The sequence below is a fragment of the Candidatus Poriferisodalis sp. genome (assembly GCF_965205175.1).
Taxonomy (GTDB): Bacteria; Actinomycetota; Acidimicrobiia; order Acidimicrobiales; family Poriferisodalaceae; genus Poriferisodalis.
The window spans coordinates 830,078-847,091 of the sequence record NZ_OZ242038.1 but is presented as its reverse complement, the minus strand read 5'-3'; the positions used below and the strand labels follow the sequence as shown (position 1 = coordinate 847,091).

Here is a 17,014-nt window from a genome sequence, read left to right as displayed (position 1 = left end):
GACTACGCCTGCGTCGATCCCGTCAGGGCAACCGCGGAGGCCGGCGCGCCAGCCGAGGCTGCGGGGACGACGATCGGCTCGCCTCGCCAACGCTCAGCCATGTCCTCCCGCTGGATTCGCTCCTGCAACAACACGATGCCTTCGAGCAACGCCTCGGGCCGCGGGGGGCATCCGGGCACGTACACATCCACGGGAATGATCTGATCCACGCCCTTGGTCACCGAATAGCTGTCCCAATACGGGCCGCCGCAGTTCGCGCACGAACCCATGGAGATGACGTACTTCGGCTCGGGCATCTGCTCGTACAGGCGGCGGATGACCGGTGCCATCTTGTCGGTCACCGTGCCGGAGATGACCACCAAGTCGGCTTGGCGCGGGCTGGCCGGAAACGGAATGACGCCCAGTCGCATCACGTCATAGCGCGGCGAACCGAACGCAGCGCCCATTTCGATGGCACAGCAGGCCAGACCCCACTGATAGACCCAGAGCGAGCGGGCTCGGCCGAAGTTCAGCAGCCAGGCGAGCGGCTTGGGCAGTTTGACCTTGTCGACGAGCGCCATGGCGGAATCCCTCAGCCCCTCACACCCAGCGCAAGACGCCCTTGCGCCATGCGTAGAACAGGCCGAGCGCGAGGATGAAGATGAAGATGGCCATCTCGACCAAGCCGAAGAGGGCGTAGACCTCCAGCCGTGTCGCCCACGGGAAGATGAACACTGCCTCCACGTCGAACAGTACGAACAGCACCGCAAAGACGTAGTAGCGAATCTGGCTCTGCGTCCAGTCGCTGCCGACTGGGTCGACGCCGCTCTCGTACGCGATCAGCTTCTGCGGCGTCGGTCGTTGCGGACGCAGAATGCGCGCGACGCCGAACATCGTGAACGCCATCAGGACTGCCGCTGCGCCGAAGATTGCGACGGTCAGATAGCTCCGCAGGAGACCGGACACGGACGGCAACGCTAGCGACTCGCCGACCCCCTGCGCCGGACCGCCCGCCAGGTCGCAGGCGGGTACGCGTGCGCGAGTCCATCGGCGGCTGCACGGTGACGGAGCTGCAGGGATGCGGGGCTACGGGATGACCGCCGAGGCGGCGTCGATTGCCCACTCGATCAGCGGCTGAGGGGCGACGCCCACCAGCAGGGTGATCGCAACGGCCACAGCGATGGCGACCACGGTGGCCAGGGGCAGACCTCCCCAGCGGGCACGGCCGGCTCGGGAGACGGGCGCGTGCTCGCCGGCGCCGGCGTCGGCATCGGCGCTGGGCTCGGCACCTTCGTCGGCAGCTGCCCCGGGGGCGAACATCGCCAGCACCACGCGCAGGTAGGCGTAGGCGCCCACGACGGCGGTGACCATCGCGACGACGGCCAGTACGTAGACCTTGCCTTCGAGTGCGGCGGTGATCACCAGGAATTTGGCCAGGAAACCGCCTGTCAGCGGCACGCCCGCCTGCGCCAGCAGCAGCAGGGTGAAGGCCAGTGCCAGCACCGGATGCCGACGGGCCAATCCGCCGTAGCGACTCAGCGCGTGAGGACTCGCCGCGCCACTGTTGGCTGTGCCAGTGTTCGCCGGGCCACTGCTCGCTGCGTCTGGGCGCTGCGAACCGACGGCCGACAGCACGGCGAAGCTGCCCAGCGCCAAGAACGCATAGACGACCAGATACACCAGCACCGACGACACAGCCTCGGACGCGACGGTCCCCAGCGGGGCAGCACCAGAAGCGACAACACTCGAAGCAGCGGCTGCTGGATCGGCAGCGCCCACCGAGACGACCGCGGTCGCTTCGTCGCCGACGTTCACGATCCAGCGTGAAGCTCCGTCGGTGCCGGCCAACGCTGACAGGCCGACCAGCACGAATCCTGCGTGGCTGATCGAGCTGTACGCCAGCATGCGTTTGACATCGGACTGGCAGATGGCCATGACCGCACCCACGGCGAGCGTGGCGAACGCCAGCCCCACCAGGATCGGCGCCCAAGCAGCGCTGTGCTGCACGACAGCCACGTACAGCACACGAACGAGCGCGGCGAACGCGGCGGCCTTGGCAATCGACGCCAAGTAGCCGGTCACCGGGCTGGGCGCACCTTCGTACACGTCGGGCGACCAGAAGTGGAACGGGACCGCGGCGATCTTGAAGCCCAGTCCCACCAGCAGCAAGGCGATGCCGGCGAGCAGGAGGTAGTCGCTGCCGGCGATCGAGTCGAGCCTGGCCGACCCCGAGAGAAAACTGCGGATGACGGTCAGCTTGGTGCTGCCGGTGGACCCGTAGACCAGCGCGATGCCGTAGAGGAAGAAGGCCGAGCTGAACGCGCCCAGCACGAAGTACTTCACAGCCGCTTCGCGAGCCGTGGCGCGCCGGCCGGCCAACGCGATCATCACGTAGGTCGCGATCGACAGCGATTCCAGGCCCAAGAACAGCACGATCAGGTCGTTGGCGCCGGCCATGACCACCGCGCCCGCAGCCGACGTCAGCACCAGTGCAGCGAACTCCGGCGGCGCCATGCCGTAGCGCTCGAGCGTCGGGTGTGCCACCAGCGCAGTCATGACGACGCCGGCACCAACCAGCACCGTGAGCAACAGGCCGAAGCCGTCGCTCACGAAGGCATCTGCGAGCGTGGAGCGCGGCGCCGAACCCCACATCCCCCACTGGACGGCCGCGACCACAGCGGCGCCGGCGCCCGCAGCGACGGAAACGACGGTCGGCACCCAGCCAGGCAGCTCCCGTGGGGCCAGCGAAGCCACCAGCAGCAGCCCGAGCGCAGCGCCGACGAGGACGATCTGCGGGACCAGCACCCACCAGTCCACGGCCGGGCCCACGAACGCCTCAGAGAACCGGCCCATCAGTGACCGTCCTCGCCGTGGTCGTCGCTACTGGGCTCACCGACACTGGCGCTTGGCCCCGCCACCACGGGCGCTGCCGGATCCGGCACCTCGAAATCGCTGTGCAACTCGAGGTGCGCCAACAGCTCCTCGGCCGAGGTCTCGACGCCCTGCAGCAGCGGCTTCGGATAGACGCCGAGCGCCACCACCGCGACCACGAACGGCGCCAGCGTCATCAGCTCGCCCCGCCGCAGGTCCGCAGTCTGGCGATCCGCAGCTCCGGGCTGCCCGTGGAAGACCCGCTGGTAGGCCCACAGCAGGTACAGCGCCGCCAAAACCACTCCGGTCGCGGCGATGACGGTGGCCACGCGACGAGTCTCGAACGATCCGATCAGGATCAGGAACTCGCCCACGAACCCGTTCAGGCCCGGCACGCCGACCGACGCCAGCATCACCAGCGTGAAGACCCCGGCGTAGACCGGCGCTGCGGTCTGTATGCCTGCCAGCTCGTCGATCTGGCGCGTGTGCCGACGCTCGTAGAGCATCCCGACCAGCAGGAACAAGGCCCCCGTGCTGATGCCGTGGTTGACCATCTGGATCACGGCGCCGCTCACCGCTTGAGCAGTGAAGGCGAAGATGCCGATGACCACGAAGCCCATGTGCGCCACCGAGGAATACGCCACGAGCCGCTTGAGGTCACGTTGGGCCGCCGCGGTGATCGCGCCCCAGATGACGCCCACGACGCCGACGCTCACCAGCACCGGCGCTGCCCAGTCGGAGGCTTCGGGGAACAGGTACACGCCGAAGCGCAACAGGCCGTAGGCGCCCAGCTTCAGCAACACTGCTGCCAGCACCACCGAGCCCGCGGTGGGCGCCTGCGTGTGCGCGTCGGGCAGCCAGGTGTGCAGCGGCACCACGGGCACCTTCACCAAGAACGCAACGGCGAATGCCACGAAGCACCAGCGCGCCGCCTCGACCGACAGATGCTGGCCCTGCGCCAGCGTCACGAGGTCGAAGGTGATGCCGGTGTCCGGCGAGCCGAGCACCGCTGTGGCCACGATCGCGACCAGCAGGAGTGCCGAGCCTGCCATGGTGTAGACGAAGAACTTGGTGGCGGCGTAGCGGCGGCCCTCGTAGCCCCAGCCTGCGATCAGCAGGTACATGGGCACCAGCACCACTTCGAACATCACGAAGAACAGGAACAAGTCGAGCGCCACGAACGCGCCGACCGACCCAGCCTGCAGCAGCAGCATCCATGCCGTGTAGGGCTTCGGGTCTCGGTGCGGGTCCACACCGGCCAGCACGACGGGCACGACCAAGCTGGTCAGCACCACCAGCCACAGCGAGATGCCGTCCACGCCGACCTTCCACGAGATGCCCAGCGCCGGTATCCACGACGCGGTGCTCTCGAACTGGAAGCCGGGAGCAGCAGCGTCGAACTGCCACGCCAGCGCCAGTGCCAGCGCCCCGCCGACGGCAGCGAAGAGCGCTCCGATCGGGCGAGCCAGCTCTGAGCGGCTGCGCGGCACCATGGCGACGGCCAGCGCGCCCGCCACCGGCACGAAGATCAGCGCGTTCAGCAGCGGGAAGTCGAGTGTCCCTTCCGAAACTGCGACCAGCGTGCTCACCGACGTGCTCATCGCTACCAAGCCCCACTCAGCACGAGCCAGACGACGAGGACGACCGCGCCCACCGCCACGCCTGAGGCGTAGTGGCGCAGGTAGCCCGACTGCAGCGGGCGCACGGCCTCGCCGAGCAGGCGCACCAGCCGAGCGATACCGTTCACCGCCCCGTCCACGAAGCGCCGGTCCGCCGAAGCAGCGGCCTCGAAGGCAGCGTTGCCCGGCCCGCCGACGAACTTGGACACGGCGGCATCGACGTAGAAGGCGTTCTGGAGCAACAGCGGTTCCAGCCGTTCGGTCGCGACGCGCGCCTGCAGCCACGCCCGCACCGCGAACGCGATGCCCCCGAGCGCCGCGGCCACCGCCACCAGCGCGAGCGTCAGCTTCGCACCGGTCGGCGAAGCGAAGTGGTGCGAATCGGCCAGCACCGGCGCCAAGAAGTGCTCCAGCACCAGCCAGTCGCCCACCAATGGCAAGTTCACCGCACCCCCGACGACTGCGGCCCCAGCCAGCACCACCAGCGGCACGGTCATGGTGGCGGGCGACTCGTGCGGCCCGACGCCGGCTGACTCGACACTGGCTGGCTGGGCCCCGTGGCCGTCGGCGTGGTCATCCCAGCGCCGCCCGCCGAAGAACACCAAGAAGGTCTGGCGGCTCATGTAGTACGCGGTCAGCACTGCGGTGATCAGTCCGACCGCCCACAGCGACCAGTGCAGTTCCCACGCTGCGAGCAGGATCTCGTCCTTGGACCAGAAGCCCGACAGGGGCGGCACGCCGGCAATGGCCAGCCATCCCACGACGAAGGTGGCTGCGGTGACGGGCATGACCGCCCGCAGCGCGCCCATGCGCCTCATGTCCTGCTCGTCGCCGAGGCCGTGGATGACCGAGCCTGCGCCCAGGAACAGCAGGCCCTTGAAGAACGCATGGGTGACGACGTGGAACATCGCCGCCACGTACGCACCCGATCCGATGGCCAGGAACATGAAGCCGAGCTGGCTGACGGTGGAGTACGCCAGCACCTTCTTGATGTCGTGCTGCGCCACAGCGGCCAACGCAGCGAACAGCGCCGTCGCGGCGCCGACGACGGCGATCACGACCAAGGCCGTGTCGCTCAGCACCGGGTTGAGCCGCACGAGCAGGTACACGCCGGCGGTCACCATCGTGGCGGCATGCACCATCGCCGAGACGGGGGTGGGACCCTCCATCGCGTCGGGCAGCCAGACGTACAAGGGCAGCTGGGCCGACTTGCCCGCGGCCGCCAGCAGCAACAGCAGCGACACCGCTGTCGCTGTGCCGGGCGCCAGCGCTGGCGCGGCTGCTGCGAGCGCCGTATAGGAGACCGTGCCCAGCGTGGTCCACAGCAGGAACGTGGCAACCATGAAGCCGACGTCGCCGACGCGATTGGTGACGAAGGCCTTCTTCCCCGCGACCGCAGCCGCAGGACGCTCGTGCCAGAACGAGATCAGCAGGTACGAGCAGGTGCCCACTCCTTCCCAGCCCAGGAACGTCACCACCAGGTTCTCGCCGAGCACCAGCATCAGCATCGAGAACAGGAACAGGTTGAGGTACAAGAAGAACTTGGAGTATCTCGGGTCGCCGGCCATGTAGCCGACCGAGTACAGGTGGATGAGCGTGCCGACGCCGGTGACGAACAGCGCCATCGTCATCGACAGCGGGTCCACCAGCAAGGCGGCGTCTACGTCGAGACCGCCAATCGGCACCCACTCGAACAGCGTTGAGACGTACCAGCGCCCGCCGCGGCCGCCGGCGCCGCCGTCAGTCGCGGCGTCGAGGCCGAGCAGCCCGACGAAGGTGATCGCCGTGAACAGGAACGACAGCGCACTCGCGGTGGTGGCCAGCCAGCCCGCACCGGGCTCGCCGAGGCGCGGGCCGGCCACCAGGAGCACCGCGAACCCGGCGAGGGGCAGTGCAGGAATGAGCCATGCCAACTCGACCATCGCCTCCGTCCCCGGTCTCAGCCCTTGAGGGCCGACAGATCGTCCGCTGTGTCACGGGGCGAGGCCCTCAGCACCGCCACCACCAGCCCGAGGCCTACCACCACCTCAGCGGCTGCGACGACCAGCACGAACAGCACCACCGTGTGGCCGTCGACGTCGCCGAAGCGATCGGCGAAGGCAATGAAGCTGAGATTGACGCCGTTGAGCATCAGCTCCACGCACATGAGCATGATCAGCGGATTGCGCCGCAGCAGCAGTCCCGTGCCGCCGATGAGAAACAGCGCGGCCCCCAGCGTCAGGTACCAGCCGGTCGTCACTTCGAGGCCGCTCATCGGCGCTCCTCGGCCGGCGGCGCGGCGGGCTCGGCCGAGCTCAGTGCGGCGTAGCTGCCCTGCGCATCTGCGCGTTGGCGAGAGAGCATGACTGTGGCGATGACGGCCACGATGAGCAGCAGCGAGGTCAGCTCGAACGCGTACACGTAGTCGGAGAACAGCGAACGGGCGATGTCGTTGACCGTGGTGAGATAGCTCGACGCGGCTGTGCCTGCATCGCCGCCAAGGGCGGTGACCTCCGGCGCGGAGCGGCACACCGAGCTGGCACGCCTCGCGAGGTAGCCCGCAGTGGCCTGCGCCGAAGCCAGAGCATCTGCTTCTTCGGCGCAGTACGACGCCAAGCCCCCGAAGATCCGCTCGACCGCCGTGACCAGCCAGATCACCACAGCGGCGCCGCCGAGACCGAACGTCGCCGCTGTCCAGCGCTGGGCAGGCAGGGCGCCCAGCGACAGCTCGGAGGCCCGATCCACGCCCAGCAGCATGATGACGAACAAGAACAGCACCACGATGGCGCCGGCGTAGACGATGACCTGCACGGCTGCGACGAAGTGCGCCTGCTGCGCCACGAACAACACCGCAATGCCGAACAGCGTCATCACCAGCATGAGCGCCGCATGCACGGGGTTGCGCAGCAGCACCACACCGACTGCGCCGAGGAGGCAAGCTGCGCCGGCAACGGCGAACACCACGACTTCGATCATCGGTACACCGCCATCAGTCGCGGTGCCCTGCATCACCGGTGCCGGCAGCAGCATCGTCGTCAGCAGCATCGTCTCCAGCGCCGTAGTCGGCGTGCTGGCCTTGTTCGGGAGCGCGCACGCCGTAGCCCAGCTCGCCGCTCCAGCCCACGCGGCCCTCGTAGCCGGGCTGGCCTGAGGGAGCTGTGGCTCTCATCCAGCCGGAGGTGTGCTCGTCGTCGCCGTCGTGCCACAGCTCCCACGGCTGGCGCCGGGGTCGTCCGTCGTCATCGGTCAGCAGCTCGTCCTTGGTGTAGATGGCATCGCGGCGGGTCGGAAAGCTGAACTCGAAGACCTTCGTCTCGGTGATGGCTTCGGTCGGGCACGCCTCCACGCACAGGTCGCAGTGAATGCAGCGGAGGTAGTTGATCTCATAGACGTACCCGTAGCGCTCGCCCGGCGACACCGGGCTGTCGGGCGGGTTGTCTGCCCCACGGACGTAGATGCATCGGGCCGGGCACACCCCGGCGCACAGCTCGCATCCGATGCACTTCTCTATTCCGTCGGGATAGCGGTTGAGCACGTGTCGCCCGTGGAATCGCGGCGGCTTGGGTCGCTTGTGCTGCGGGTACTCCGTGGTGACCCGCTCGCCGAAGAGCTTGCCGAACGTCACCTTGAAGCCGTCGAGGTAGCCCATCAGCCAACACCCACCCTTCGCTTAGCGGCCCGCAGCGCTGCCGACAGCAGTGCCCAGCCGACGGCGCCGCCCGCCGCGCCTCCCGCAACGATCCAGGCACGACTCCAGCCGTCGAGTATGGGCAGCCGGATCAGGCCCAGCAGCATGATCCAGAACAGCATCAGCGGAATCAGCACCTTCCAGCCCAAGGACATCAGCTGGTCATACCGCAGCCTCGGCAGCGTCGCCCGCAGCCACACGAACACGAACAGGAACACCAGCACCTTGCCCAAGAACCACACGGTGGGCCACAGCCACGTCCAGCCGAAGAAGACCGGCCCGGCGGGCCCACCGAAGAACAGCGTCACCATGATCGCCGACATGGTGATGACGTTCATGAACTCGGCCAAGAAGAACAGCGCGAACCGGATCGACGAGTACTCGGTGTGGAATCCGCCGACAAGCTCTTGTTCGGCTTCGACCAGATCGAACGGCGGGCGGTTCAGCTCGGCGGTCACCGCGATCAGAAAGACGAAGAACGGCACGATGCCGGTGGCGAGCCAGAACCACGTGTTCACGCCGCCGGCTTGCAGCGCCACGATGCGCTGGGTCGAGAGCGATCCCGCCACGATCACCACCGCTACCACCGACATCCCCAGAGCCGCTTCATAGGAGATGGCCTGCGCCGAGGCCCGCACCGATCCGATCAGGGGGTACTTCGAGCCCGACGACCAGCCCGCCAGCATGACGCCGTAGACGGCGACCGACGACATGGCGAGCAGCAGCAGGATGCCCACCGGCGGATCGGCCACTTGCAGGATCGTCTCCTTGCCGAAGAGCGTGACGGTTCCGGTGCGGACCCCGCTTCCGTATCCCGCAACATCGGTGAAGACTCCGCCGACCGGCACGATCGCGAACGCGACGAATGCTGTCACCGCCGAGATGTACGGCGCCAGGCGGAAGACCAACGGGTCCGCGTTGGCTGGGCGGAGATCCTCTTTGAAGAAGAACTTGACGCCGTCCGCGAACGCCTGCAACAGCCCCCACGGACCGGCGACGTTGGGGCCGATGCGGTGCTGCATGTCGGAGATCAGCTTGCGCTCGAACCAGATCATGAACATCGTGGCCACCAGCAGCGCGGCGAAGGCCACCGCGACCTTGATGCACACGATCCCGACATCACCCCAGTCGACGCCGTCGGCAAAGAGCGGGTCCCCGGTCATCGCGGCGCGCCGCGGTCGCTGCGGGTCTCGATGCGCACGTTGGTGACCCGCGCAGACGCGTCGATCAAGGCGCCGACGTCGAGGTGCGGCGAAGGGAACGACACCGCGACGTTGCCGCGGGCGACGCCGTCGTCAGGCACGATCGGCAGGCGCAACGCGCCGCGCTCGGAGTGAACCTCGACCTCGGTGCCCGCCTGGACTCCGACCCGTTCGAGGTCCGCCGGATGCACGCGCATCACCGCGTCGGCCGAGAGCGGCGCCAGCCATGGCGTCCGTGCGACCGTCGCGCCACCGTCGTACAGCTTGCGACCGCAGATCAGCCGAAAGCCGTAGGCGTCTCGCGCCGGAGCGACCTGTTCAGCCGGCAGCTCCGGCTCGAAGGCCGCTCCGGATGCCATCACGCCGTCTGCGGCAAGCTCGGGTCCAGTCGCTGCTGCGTGCGTCGCGCACACTTGGGCAATCTCCGCGGTGATGTCGTCGACGGAGACAAAGCCGAGGTCGCCGCCGCAGAGCTGGGCCAGCTCGGCTGCAACCATCCAGTCCGGCCGGGCCGAGCCCGGTGCGGTGACCGATGCACTGAGCGCGAAGACGCGTCCTTCGAGGTTGGTGGTGGTGCCGGACTTCTCGGCGAAGGTCGCCGCCGGCAGCACGATGTCGGCCTCGGCGGCTGAGGCGCTCACGAACGAGTCCAGTGCCACCACGGTGCCGGCCCCCGCCAAGCCGAGGCGAGCCAACCTGCTGTCGGGGAAATCGGTGAGCGGATCGGCGCCGATCAGCACGAGCAGGTCGATGTCGCCGGAGGCGGCTGCGGTCAGGATCTCCGTTGCGTCGTAGCCGCGTCGGTCGCGCACGTCGCCCCATGCCGCCGACAGCGCCGGAGGCGGATCCGCGCTCAGCGCCCGACCGGGAAGCAGCCCGGGCGCCAGACCCATGTCCAGCGCGCCGCGCACGTTGCCTCGGCGCGCTGCCACGAGGAAGCGGGCGTGCGGGATGCGGGACCTGATGACCGATGCAGTCTCGGCCGTCGCTTGGGCGGACTCGGCCACCGAGGAACGGCCCAGCACCACGACCACCGATGCAGATGCCAGCTCGCTCGACAAGGCGTCGTCGGCGTCGAGCAGCTCCCGCAGCACAGCTGCCGTCTCGCCGCCGCTGCACCGCACGCTGCGGTTGGCGTCGCGGGTCAAGCCCGTTGCCGTGGGAGTGATCTCGATCAGACGCGTCGTGCCTGCTTGGGCTGCCCCGCGAAGCCTCAGATGCAGGACCGGCAGCTCCTCGCGCAGGTCTCCGCAGACCAGCAGTGTCACCTCGGCAGCACAGGCTTCGTCGATCGTCGCAGCCGGGAGGCCCACGACGAGTTCGGGCGGCAGTCCGTCGCCGAGCTGCGCGTCCACGTGATCGGTGTGCAGCACCGTGCGCGCCAGCTTCGACCAGGCGTAGGCGTCTTCGTTGGTGCCCCGCGCGCCTCCCAGCACGGCGACAGCACCAGGTCGCGCGGCGGACACGGCACTCGCCACGGCAGCGAGGGCACCGGCCCAGTCGGTCGGCACCAAGCGGCGCTGCGGCTCGGCGGCTGCCAAGTCGGACCAAGGCACATCGGGCCGGGGCAGGTCGGACGCGGGCGATGCGGTCGCTCGCAGCGGTGTGGTCACCCGGTCGGGGCTGGCCAGCGAGCCGAAGGCGAACCGGCCCTTGTCGCACAGCCAGCCGTGATTGACCGGGTCGATGTCCACCCCCAAGCAGCGCACTACCTCGTTGCGGGACGACTGCACCGCCACGCGGCAGCCCACCGCGCAGGTCGTGCAGGTCGACTCGGTGCTCTCGAGGTCCCATGGCCGCGCCTTGAAGCGATACGGCGACGCGGTGAGCGCGCCGACGGGACAGATCTGCACCGTATTGCCCGAGAAGTACGAAGAGAACGGTTCGCCGGGAAACGTCAGCACCTGAGTTTCGTTGCCGCGTTCGACGAAGTCAATGAGCGGATCGCCCGCCACCTCGTCCGCAAAGCGAGTGCAGCGGTCGCACAGGATGCAGCGTTCCCGGTCGAGGTCCACCAGTTCCGAGATGGGGATCGGCTTGCGGAAGTGCCGCTTCTCCTCGGAGAATCTGGATTCGCCCGGTCCGTAGGCCATGGTCTGGTCCTGCAACGGGCACTCGCCGCCCTTGTCGCAGACCGGGCAGTCCAGCGGATGGTTGATGAGCAGCAGCTCGAGCACGCCTTCTTGCGCCCGCTGTGTGCGGGTGCTGGTGGTGTCCACCGCCATCTGCGGCGCTACAGGCACCATGCACGAGGGCTGCAGCTGCGGGCCGCGTCCGGTGTCGATCTCGACGAGGCACATGCGGCACATGCCCACTGGGCTCATGCGTTCGTGGTAGCAGAACCGCGGAATGTGGACGCCCGCCCGGTCGGCGGCCGCAATGACGAGTTCGCCCGGCTGCGCTTCGACGGCAATTCCGTCGATGGTCACCTCGACGGTGCTCGGCGCCGCTGCCACAGCAGCCGCCTCAGACATCGGCCTCAGACACGGATAGTCACGTCCGTGACTTGGCCTGCTCGCAGCAAGCCGGCTGATTCGCTGGGCTGACCCTCGTCGCGATGGCCCCCGTCGAGATGAGTCCCGTCGAGATGAGCATTGGGCGCCACGCGAGCCTCGAATTCATCGCCGAACAGTGTCATCGCAGAGTGCACCGGGGCAAACGCAGACGGCCCCACGAAGCAGATGGTGGTCATCTGGTACGGGAAGGGCTTGGGCTCGAGACCTCGCTCGGGCACCGCAGCGTGCGGGAAGTCACCGGGGCAGATCGAAGCGCCAACGTCCATCAACAACTCCAGGTCACGCGGTGTGCCGGTGCCGTCGCAGACCCGTCGCAGCACCCGCTCCAGCCATGTGGCGCCTTCGCGGCACGGTACGCACTTGCCGCATGACTCGTGGGCGTAGAACTTCGTCAGCGTGAGCGCTGCTGCCGGGATGTCGGTGGTGTCGTCCATCACCATCACCGCCCCCGATCCCAGCATCGACCCCTGCGGGCCCACCTCGGACGCCTCGAACGGCAGGTCCAGCTGTGCCGGTGTGAACCACGGTGCTGAGCCGCCGCCGGGAACGAATGCCTTCAACTCCCGGCCCGGACGCAGTCCACCGCAGTAGTCGGCACCGTAGATCAGATCCCGAAAGGTCGTCGTGCCGTTGACGATCTCGAACACGCCGGGCCGCTGGACATGCCCGCTCACGGCCACCATGCGCGTGCCGGGCGATGAGGGTGTGCCGATCGCCGTGAAGGCTGCAGCTCCGTGGCGCAGGATCCACGGCAGGTTGGCCAGTGTCTCGACGTTGTTCACGATGGTGGGCCGGCCGTACAGCCCGATGGCGGCGGGAAAGTACGGCGGCTTGAGACGCGGCATGCCGCGGTTGCCTTCCAGGCTCTCGATGAGCGCTGTCTCCTCGCCGACCACATACGCGCCCGCGCCGCAATGCACGATGATATCCACCGAGAAGTCGGTGCCGCAGATGTTGCGACCCACCCAGCCGGCCTCGTACGCCTCGTTCAGTGCCTGGGTCACACGTTCTTGCGCCAGCGCCATCTCGCCGCGGATGTAGAAGAAGCACTGCGACAGGCCGACGGCATAGCAGGCGATGAGGCAGCCCTCGATGAGCTGATGCGGGTCCAGCTCCATCAGCAGGCGGTCCTTGTAGGTGCCCGGCTCGGACTCGTCGCCGTTGACCACCAGGTAGCGAGGCCACACGTCCGGCGGGCAGAAGCCCCACTTGACCCCTGCTGGGAAGCCGGCACCGCCTCGTCCGAGCAAGGCGGCCTCGCGTACTTCGCTGTGTACCTCCACCGGCGTGCGAGCCAGCGCGGCTCGCACGCCTTCATAGCCGCCCGTGGCCAGATAACGCTCGAGCGTGTAGCTGTCGGGATGGTCGAAGCGCGAGGACACGATGCGCGGCGCATCGTTCGCGACGAATCCGACTGCATGCGGAATCGTGTACGACGCCATCAGCCCGCTGCGCCTGTGTCGGACGGGTCGCCAGCGGACCGGCCGACCGAAGGCGCCGCCAGCCAAGCCGGCGCTGCTTCGACCTGTTCGGGCGCAATCGCGCCCACGGCCCGATCTGCCGGAATGCGCTGCCGCACGCGGGCGACCACGCCGTGGGGGGGGATTTCCTCGTCGAGGGCGCCCGCAGCCAGACCGTCGACCAGTTCATCGAAGGCAGCGGCGTCCACCCGATAGCGGTATCGGTAGTTCACCTGCAGGCACGGCGCCTCGGTACACGCCGCCTGGCACTCCGCAGCAGCCAGCGTGAACAAGCCGTCCGCGGTGGTGCCACCGACGCGGACGCCCAAGCGCTCCTCGGCATGGGCAGCCAGCTCGACTGCACCCGCGAGCGCACACGACATCGTGGTGCAGATGTTCACGAGATACTTGCCGACCGGTTCTCGCTTGAACATCTCATAGAACGAGCAGGTGCCGAGCACCTGCGCCGGTGTCGTGCCGACCAGCGCCGCTATCTCTGCCATCGCTTCGGGAGACACCCAGCCGGCTTGGGCTTGCGCGAGGTGCAGGAGCGGGATCATGGCTGAGCGGCGCCGCGGGTAGCGGTCGATGATCTGGTGCGCCAGCGAGAGGTTGTCGTCGGTGAAGAAGCTCGTCATCGGTCTACTTCGCCCATGATCGGGTCGATGGAGGAGATGACGGCTACGGCATCGGCCAGCAGGCCGCCGTACATGAGGTGCGGGAGGCTCTGCAGGTTCGCGAACGAAGGCGCGCGGATGTGTACCCGCTGTGGCTTGGGTCCGCCGTCGGACACCAAGTAGCAGCCCAGCTCGCCGCGCGGCGACTCGACCGCCACATACGTCTCGCCGGCCGGCACCCGGAAGCCCTCGGTGAAGATCTTGAAGTGGTGGATCAGCGCTTCCATGGATTCGTCGATGCGGGCCCGCGGGGGCGGCGTGACCTTGCGGTCGTCGGTGCGGTAGGGACCTTGGGGCATCTTGTCCAAGCACTGCTCCACGATGCGCATGGACTCGGCGATCTCCTGCAGGCGGATGGCGTAGCGGTCGAAGGTGTCGCCGAATGCGCCGACCACCACGTCGAAGTCAACCTCGTCGTAAGCCAGGTACGGCATGGTGCGGCGCAGATCCCACGCTTCGCCGGTGCTGCGCAGCAACGGTCCGGTGGCTGACATCGAGACGGCCTCATCCGCGGTGATGACGCCGACGCCTTGGGTGCGGTCGCGCCAGATCGGCTGACCGGTCATCAGCGTGTCGAATTCGGCAAGCCTGCTGGGCAGCACCGCCAAGATGCGCTCCACGTCGTCCTGCCAGCCGTCGGGCAGGTCGGCTGCGACACCGCCGGGACGGATGTAGTTGTGGTTCATCCGCAGACCGGTGACGCTCTCGAAGAAGCGAAGTATCTCCTCTCGCTCACGCCAGCCGTAGAGCATCATCCCGACCGCGCCGAGGTCCATGCCATTCGTCGCCAGGAACAGCAGGTGCGAGCTCATGCGGTTCAGCTCGCACATCAGCATGCGGATCCACGTGGCTCGCGGCGGTATCTCAGCGCCCAGCAGATCCTCGACCGCAAGGCAGAACACCAGCTCGTTGAACAACGGTGCCGCGTAGTCCATACGGGTGACGTTCGTCGGGCCCTGCACGAAGGTGAGGTCCTCGGCAGTCTTCTCCATCCCGGTGTGCAAGTAGCCGATGACGGGCTTGGACCGCAGCACGGTCTCGCCCTGCAACTCCATCGCGATGCGCAGCACGCCATGAGTGGAAGGGTGCTGCGGGCCCATGTTGATGAGCATCGGCCCACCATCGGACACCGCCGTACTGGCTGGCTGTGCTGCGTCGGCGGTCGTGTCGGCCGCGAGTTCGACGGCCGATGCGGCGCTCAGCGCGGCCGCTTCGCTGATGCGCAGCACGGCATCGGATGGTCGGCGCGCAGTTGCGGTGGCCGTAGCGCTCATCGGCCGTCGATGGCCTTGAACTGGACCGGGATGGCACCGATGTCGTAGTCCTTGCGCAGCGGGTGCCCATCCCAGTCCGGCGGCATGAGGATGCGGCTGGGATCGGGATGACCGCCGAAGGAGATGCCGAACAGGTCTGCTACTTCGCGCTCGGGCGCCTCTGCGCCTGGGTAGCGATCGACGATGGACGGCAGCTGCGGATCATCGGCAGGCACTTGGACGCGGAGACGCAAACGGCGGCGACCTCGAAGGTCCAGCAGATTCACCACGACTTCGAAACGCTCCGGCTCGATGCCGGGCGGCAGGACGCGGCTGCGATTCGTGAGCCCGTCGACGGCGCACACGTCCACGCACAGCTCGAAGCCGTCGGCTGCGGCCATGTCGATCACGTCGAGGTAGCGGTCCCGAGGGGGATGCAGCACCCGTTGGCCGCGCTCGTCGATGCACAGCACGCCGAACATGGTGGCGGACCCGGGCGCGGCATCGGCTGCCGACGTCGCGTCGGCACCGGGCGCGGCGGTTTCGGCGGCCGCTTGGGCGCCTGCCATCAGCGCGTCACCGCGGCGTTCGGGGGACGACCAGCCTCGTGTCCTGACTGAGCAACCGGAGCAATCGGGGCCGTCGGACTCGACAACGACACGCCACGTTCTGCCGGCGGCTGGCCTGCGTCCAACGTCACGCCGGCACCGCTGCCGCGTTCGGCACGACGCTGGGTCAGCTCCCCGGTGCGGATCTTGTCGTGCAGCGCCAAGATCGCATGCAGCAGCGTCTCCGGGCCCGGAGGACACCCGGGTGCGTACATGTCCACCGGCACCACTTGGTCCACACCTTGCACGATGGCGTAGTTGTTGAACATCCCACCGCTCGATGCGCACACTCCCATCGACAGCACCCACTTGGGCTCCATCATCTGGTCGTAGATCTGCCGCAGCACCGGGGCCATCTTCTGGCTGACCCGGCCCGCCACGATCATCAGATCGGCTTGGCGCGGCGAAGCCCGGAACGTCTCCATGCCGAAACGAGCCAAGTCGTAGTGCGCCGTGCCTGTCGCCATCATCTCGATGGCGCAGCAGGCCAGCCCGAACGTAGCGGGCATCAGGCTGCGCCGGCGCGCCCACTTCACCAGCTCCTCGATCGGCGCAGTCAAGAAGTTGTGACCGAGCCCAGCGAGGCCGTCGTCGATGCCCAGACGCGACTTGAGGTCGTCGATTCCTGCCATCAGCCGCCCGCCGTTGTGCTGGGCTGCCCACTGCTGTACTGCACCGCGCCCGGCGCAGCCGCGGGCAGCACATGGCCGCGGCCGCTCAGCCCGACCGTGCGCACGCCCGCGACGCCGCTGCGGACTGCCGGCGACAGCGGAACGTAGCTGCGCTTGCGCGGGCCCCACTCCAGCCCGCCCATCGCCAGTTCGTAGACGAACGACAAGAAGAAGATCACGACGAAGACGAGCATCGCCAAGAATCCGAACACGCCCAGCTCGCCGTGCGACACGGCCCACGGGTACAAGAAGACGATCTCGATGTCGAACATGATGAACAGCATGGCGACGAGATAGAAGCGCACCGGGAATCGCTCAGGAATGGCGGCCTGGTCGACGATGCCGCACTCATAGGCCGCCAGCTTGGCAGTCGTTGCGCGTTGCGGCGCCAGCAGCCGCGATGCAACGATGCTCACCAGCACGAACAGCACGGCGAGCACGGCAAGCACCAGCACCGGCAAGTATTCCGCCAAGCCGCTGTTCATCGCCGG

16 protein-coding genes are annotated in these 17,014 nt (G+C 68.1%); all 16 read right to left on the bottom strand.

All coding sequences use genetic code 11. The features are described 5' to 3' along the window. Positions 1–2 precede the first annotated feature (2 nt). Positions 3–560: an NADH-quinone oxidoreductase subunit B gene (locus ACOGI4_RS03685; protein WP_419842585.1), complete on the bottom strand. Its 558-nt coding sequence runs from the start codon at positions 558–560 to the stop codon at positions 3–5. Positions 561–579: 19 nt separating this feature from the next. Beyond that, on the bottom strand, positions 580–945 hold the full coding sequence (locus ACOGI4_RS03680) for an NADH-quinone oxidoreductase subunit A (protein ID WP_419842584.1): 366 nt from the start codon (positions 943–945) through the stop codon (positions 580–582). 120 nt (positions 946–1,065) lie between these two features. Next, positions 1,066–2,832 (bottom strand): NADH-quinone oxidoreductase subunit N, encoded by a 1,767-nt coding sequence (locus ACOGI4_RS03675; protein WP_419842583.1) that lies wholly within the window; start codon positions 2,830–2,832, stop codon positions 1,066–1,068. After that, positions 2,832–4,439, bottom strand: coding sequence for a complex I subunit 4 family protein (locus tag ACOGI4_RS03670; RefSeq protein WP_419842582.1), 1,608 nt, complete (start codon positions 4,437–4,439; stop codon positions 2,832–2,834). The genes ACOGI4_RS03675 and ACOGI4_RS03670 overlap by 1 nt, the downstream gene beginning before the upstream one ends. Before the next feature lie 14 nt (positions 4,440–4,453). After that, on the bottom strand, positions 4,454–6,391 hold the full coding sequence (nuoL, locus tag ACOGI4_RS03665; protein ID WP_419842581.1) for an NADH-quinone oxidoreductase subunit L: 1,938 nt from the start codon (positions 6,389–6,391) through the stop codon (positions 4,454–4,456). 17 nt (positions 6,392–6,408) lie between these two features. Next, positions 6,409–6,723: an NADH-quinone oxidoreductase subunit NuoK gene (gene nuoK / locus ACOGI4_RS03660; RefSeq protein WP_419842580.1), complete on the bottom strand. Its 315-nt coding sequence runs from the start codon at positions 6,721–6,723 to the stop codon at positions 6,409–6,411. Continuing rightward, positions 6,720–7,493 carry an NADH-quinone oxidoreductase subunit J gene (locus ACOGI4_RS03655; protein ID WP_419842579.1) on the bottom strand — a complete coding sequence of 258 codons (774 nt, stop codon included), beginning with the start codon at positions 7,491–7,493 and terminating at the stop codon, positions 6,720–6,722. Before ACOGI4_RS03655 ends, nuoK begins: the two co-directional genes overlap by 4 nt. Further along, positions 7,438–8,097 (bottom strand): NADH-quinone oxidoreductase subunit NuoI, encoded by a 660-nt coding sequence (gene nuoI, locus ACOGI4_RS03650; RefSeq protein WP_419842578.1) that lies wholly within the window; start codon positions 8,095–8,097, stop codon positions 7,438–7,440. Before nuoI ends, ACOGI4_RS03655 begins: the two co-directional genes overlap by 56 nt. Further along, positions 8,097–9,299: an NADH-quinone oxidoreductase subunit NuoH gene (gene nuoH / locus ACOGI4_RS03645; protein ID WP_419842577.1), complete on the bottom strand. Its 1,203-nt coding sequence runs from the start codon at positions 9,297–9,299 to the stop codon at positions 8,097–8,099. The genes nuoI and nuoH overlap by 1 nt, the downstream gene beginning before the upstream one ends. Further along, positions 9,296–11,812, bottom strand: a complete 2,517-nt coding sequence (locus ACOGI4_RS03640; RefSeq protein WP_419842576.1) for a molybdopterin-dependent oxidoreductase — start codon at positions 11,810–11,812, stop codon at positions 9,296–9,298. Before ACOGI4_RS03640 ends, nuoH begins: the two co-directional genes overlap by 4 nt. 5 nt (positions 11,813–11,817) lie before the next feature. Next, entirely contained in the window at positions 11,818–13,296 is a 1,479-nt protein-coding gene (gene nuoF, locus ACOGI4_RS03635; RefSeq protein WP_419842575.1) for an NADH-quinone oxidoreductase subunit NuoF, read from the bottom strand. After that, a complete protein-coding gene (gene nuoE, locus ACOGI4_RS03630; protein ID WP_419842574.1) occupies positions 13,296–13,952 on the bottom strand; it encodes an NADH-quinone oxidoreductase subunit NuoE in 657 nt (218 codons plus the stop codon). Before nuoE ends, nuoF begins: the two co-directional genes overlap by 1 nt. After that, complete coding sequence (locus ACOGI4_RS03625) at positions 13,949–15,265, bottom strand: NADH-quinone oxidoreductase subunit D (protein ID WP_419842573.1); 1,317 nt, start codon at positions 15,263–15,265, stop codon at positions 13,949–13,951. Before ACOGI4_RS03625 ends, nuoE begins: the two co-directional genes overlap by 4 nt. Further along, positions 15,262–15,813 carry an NADH-quinone oxidoreductase subunit C gene (locus ACOGI4_RS03620; RefSeq protein ID WP_419842572.1) on the bottom strand — a complete coding sequence of 184 codons (552 nt, stop codon included), beginning with the start codon at positions 15,811–15,813 and terminating at the stop codon, positions 15,262–15,264. The genes ACOGI4_RS03625 and ACOGI4_RS03620 overlap by 4 nt, the downstream gene beginning before the upstream one ends. After that, positions 15,813–16,484, bottom strand: a complete 672-nt coding sequence (locus tag ACOGI4_RS03615) for an NADH-quinone oxidoreductase subunit B (protein ID WP_419842571.1) — start codon at positions 16,482–16,484, stop codon at positions 15,813–15,815. The genes ACOGI4_RS03620 and ACOGI4_RS03615 overlap by 1 nt, the downstream gene beginning before the upstream one ends. Next, positions 16,484–17,008 (bottom strand): NADH-quinone oxidoreductase subunit A, encoded by a 525-nt coding sequence (locus ACOGI4_RS03610; RefSeq protein WP_419842570.1) that lies wholly within the window; start codon positions 17,006–17,008, stop codon positions 16,484–16,486. Before ACOGI4_RS03610 ends, ACOGI4_RS03615 begins: the two co-directional genes overlap by 1 nt. Positions 17,009–17,014 lie beyond the last annotated feature (6 nt).

Bases quoted from the DNA above. Each gene is read 5' to 3' on its own strand.
- nuoE (WP_419842574.1), bottom strand. From the start codon at position 13,952: ATGACGAGCTTCTTCACCGACGACAACCTCTCGCTGGCGCACCAGATC.
- ACOGI4_RS03620 (WP_419842572.1), bottom strand. From the start codon at position 15,813: ATGGCAGGCGCCCAAGCGGCCGCCGAAACCGCCGCGCCCGGTGCCGAC.
- ACOGI4_RS03615 (WP_419842571.1), bottom strand. From the start codon at position 16,484: ATGGCAGGAATCGACGACCTCAAGTCGCGTCTGGGCATCGACGACGGC.
- ACOGI4_RS03610 (WP_419842570.1), bottom strand. From the start codon at position 17,008: ATGAACAGCGGCTTGGCGGAATACTTGCCGGTGCTGGTGCTTGCCGTG.
- nuoK (WP_419842580.1), bottom strand. From the start codon at position 6,723: ATGAGCGGCCTCGAAGTGACGACCGGCTGGTACCTGACGCTGGGGGCC.
- nuoL (WP_419842581.1), bottom strand. From the start codon at position 6,391: ATGGTCGAGTTGGCATGGCTCATTCCTGCACTGCCCCTCGCCGGGTTC.
- ACOGI4_RS03625 (WP_419842573.1), bottom strand. From the start codon at position 15,265: ATGAGCGCTACGGCCACCGCAACTGCGCGCCGACCATCCGATGCCGTG.
- ACOGI4_RS03655 (WP_419842579.1), bottom strand. From the start codon at position 7,493: ATGCTGCTGACGACGATGCTGCTGCCGGCACCGGTGATGCAGGGCACC.
- nuoF (WP_419842575.1), bottom strand. From the start codon at position 13,296: ATGGCGTCGTACACGATTCCGCATGCAGTCGGATTCGTCGCGAACGAT.
- ACOGI4_RS03685 (WP_419842585.1), bottom strand. From the start codon at position 560: ATGGCGCTCGTCGACAAGGTCAAACTGCCCAAGCCGCTCGCCTGGCTG.
- nuoH (WP_419842577.1), bottom strand. From the start codon at position 9,299: ATGACCGGGGACCCGCTCTTTGCCGACGGCGTCGACTGGGGTGATGTC.
- ACOGI4_RS03675 (WP_419842583.1), bottom strand. From the start codon at position 2,832: ATGGGCCGGTTCTCTGAGGCGTTCGTGGGCCCGGCCGTGGACTGGTGG.
- ACOGI4_RS03640 (WP_419842576.1), bottom strand. From the start codon at position 11,812: ATGTCTGAGGCGGCTGCTGTGGCAGCGGCGCCGAGCACCGTCGAGGTG.
- nuoI (WP_419842578.1), bottom strand. From the start codon at position 8,097: ATGGGCTACCTCGACGGCTTCAAGGTGACGTTCGGCAAGCTCTTCGGC.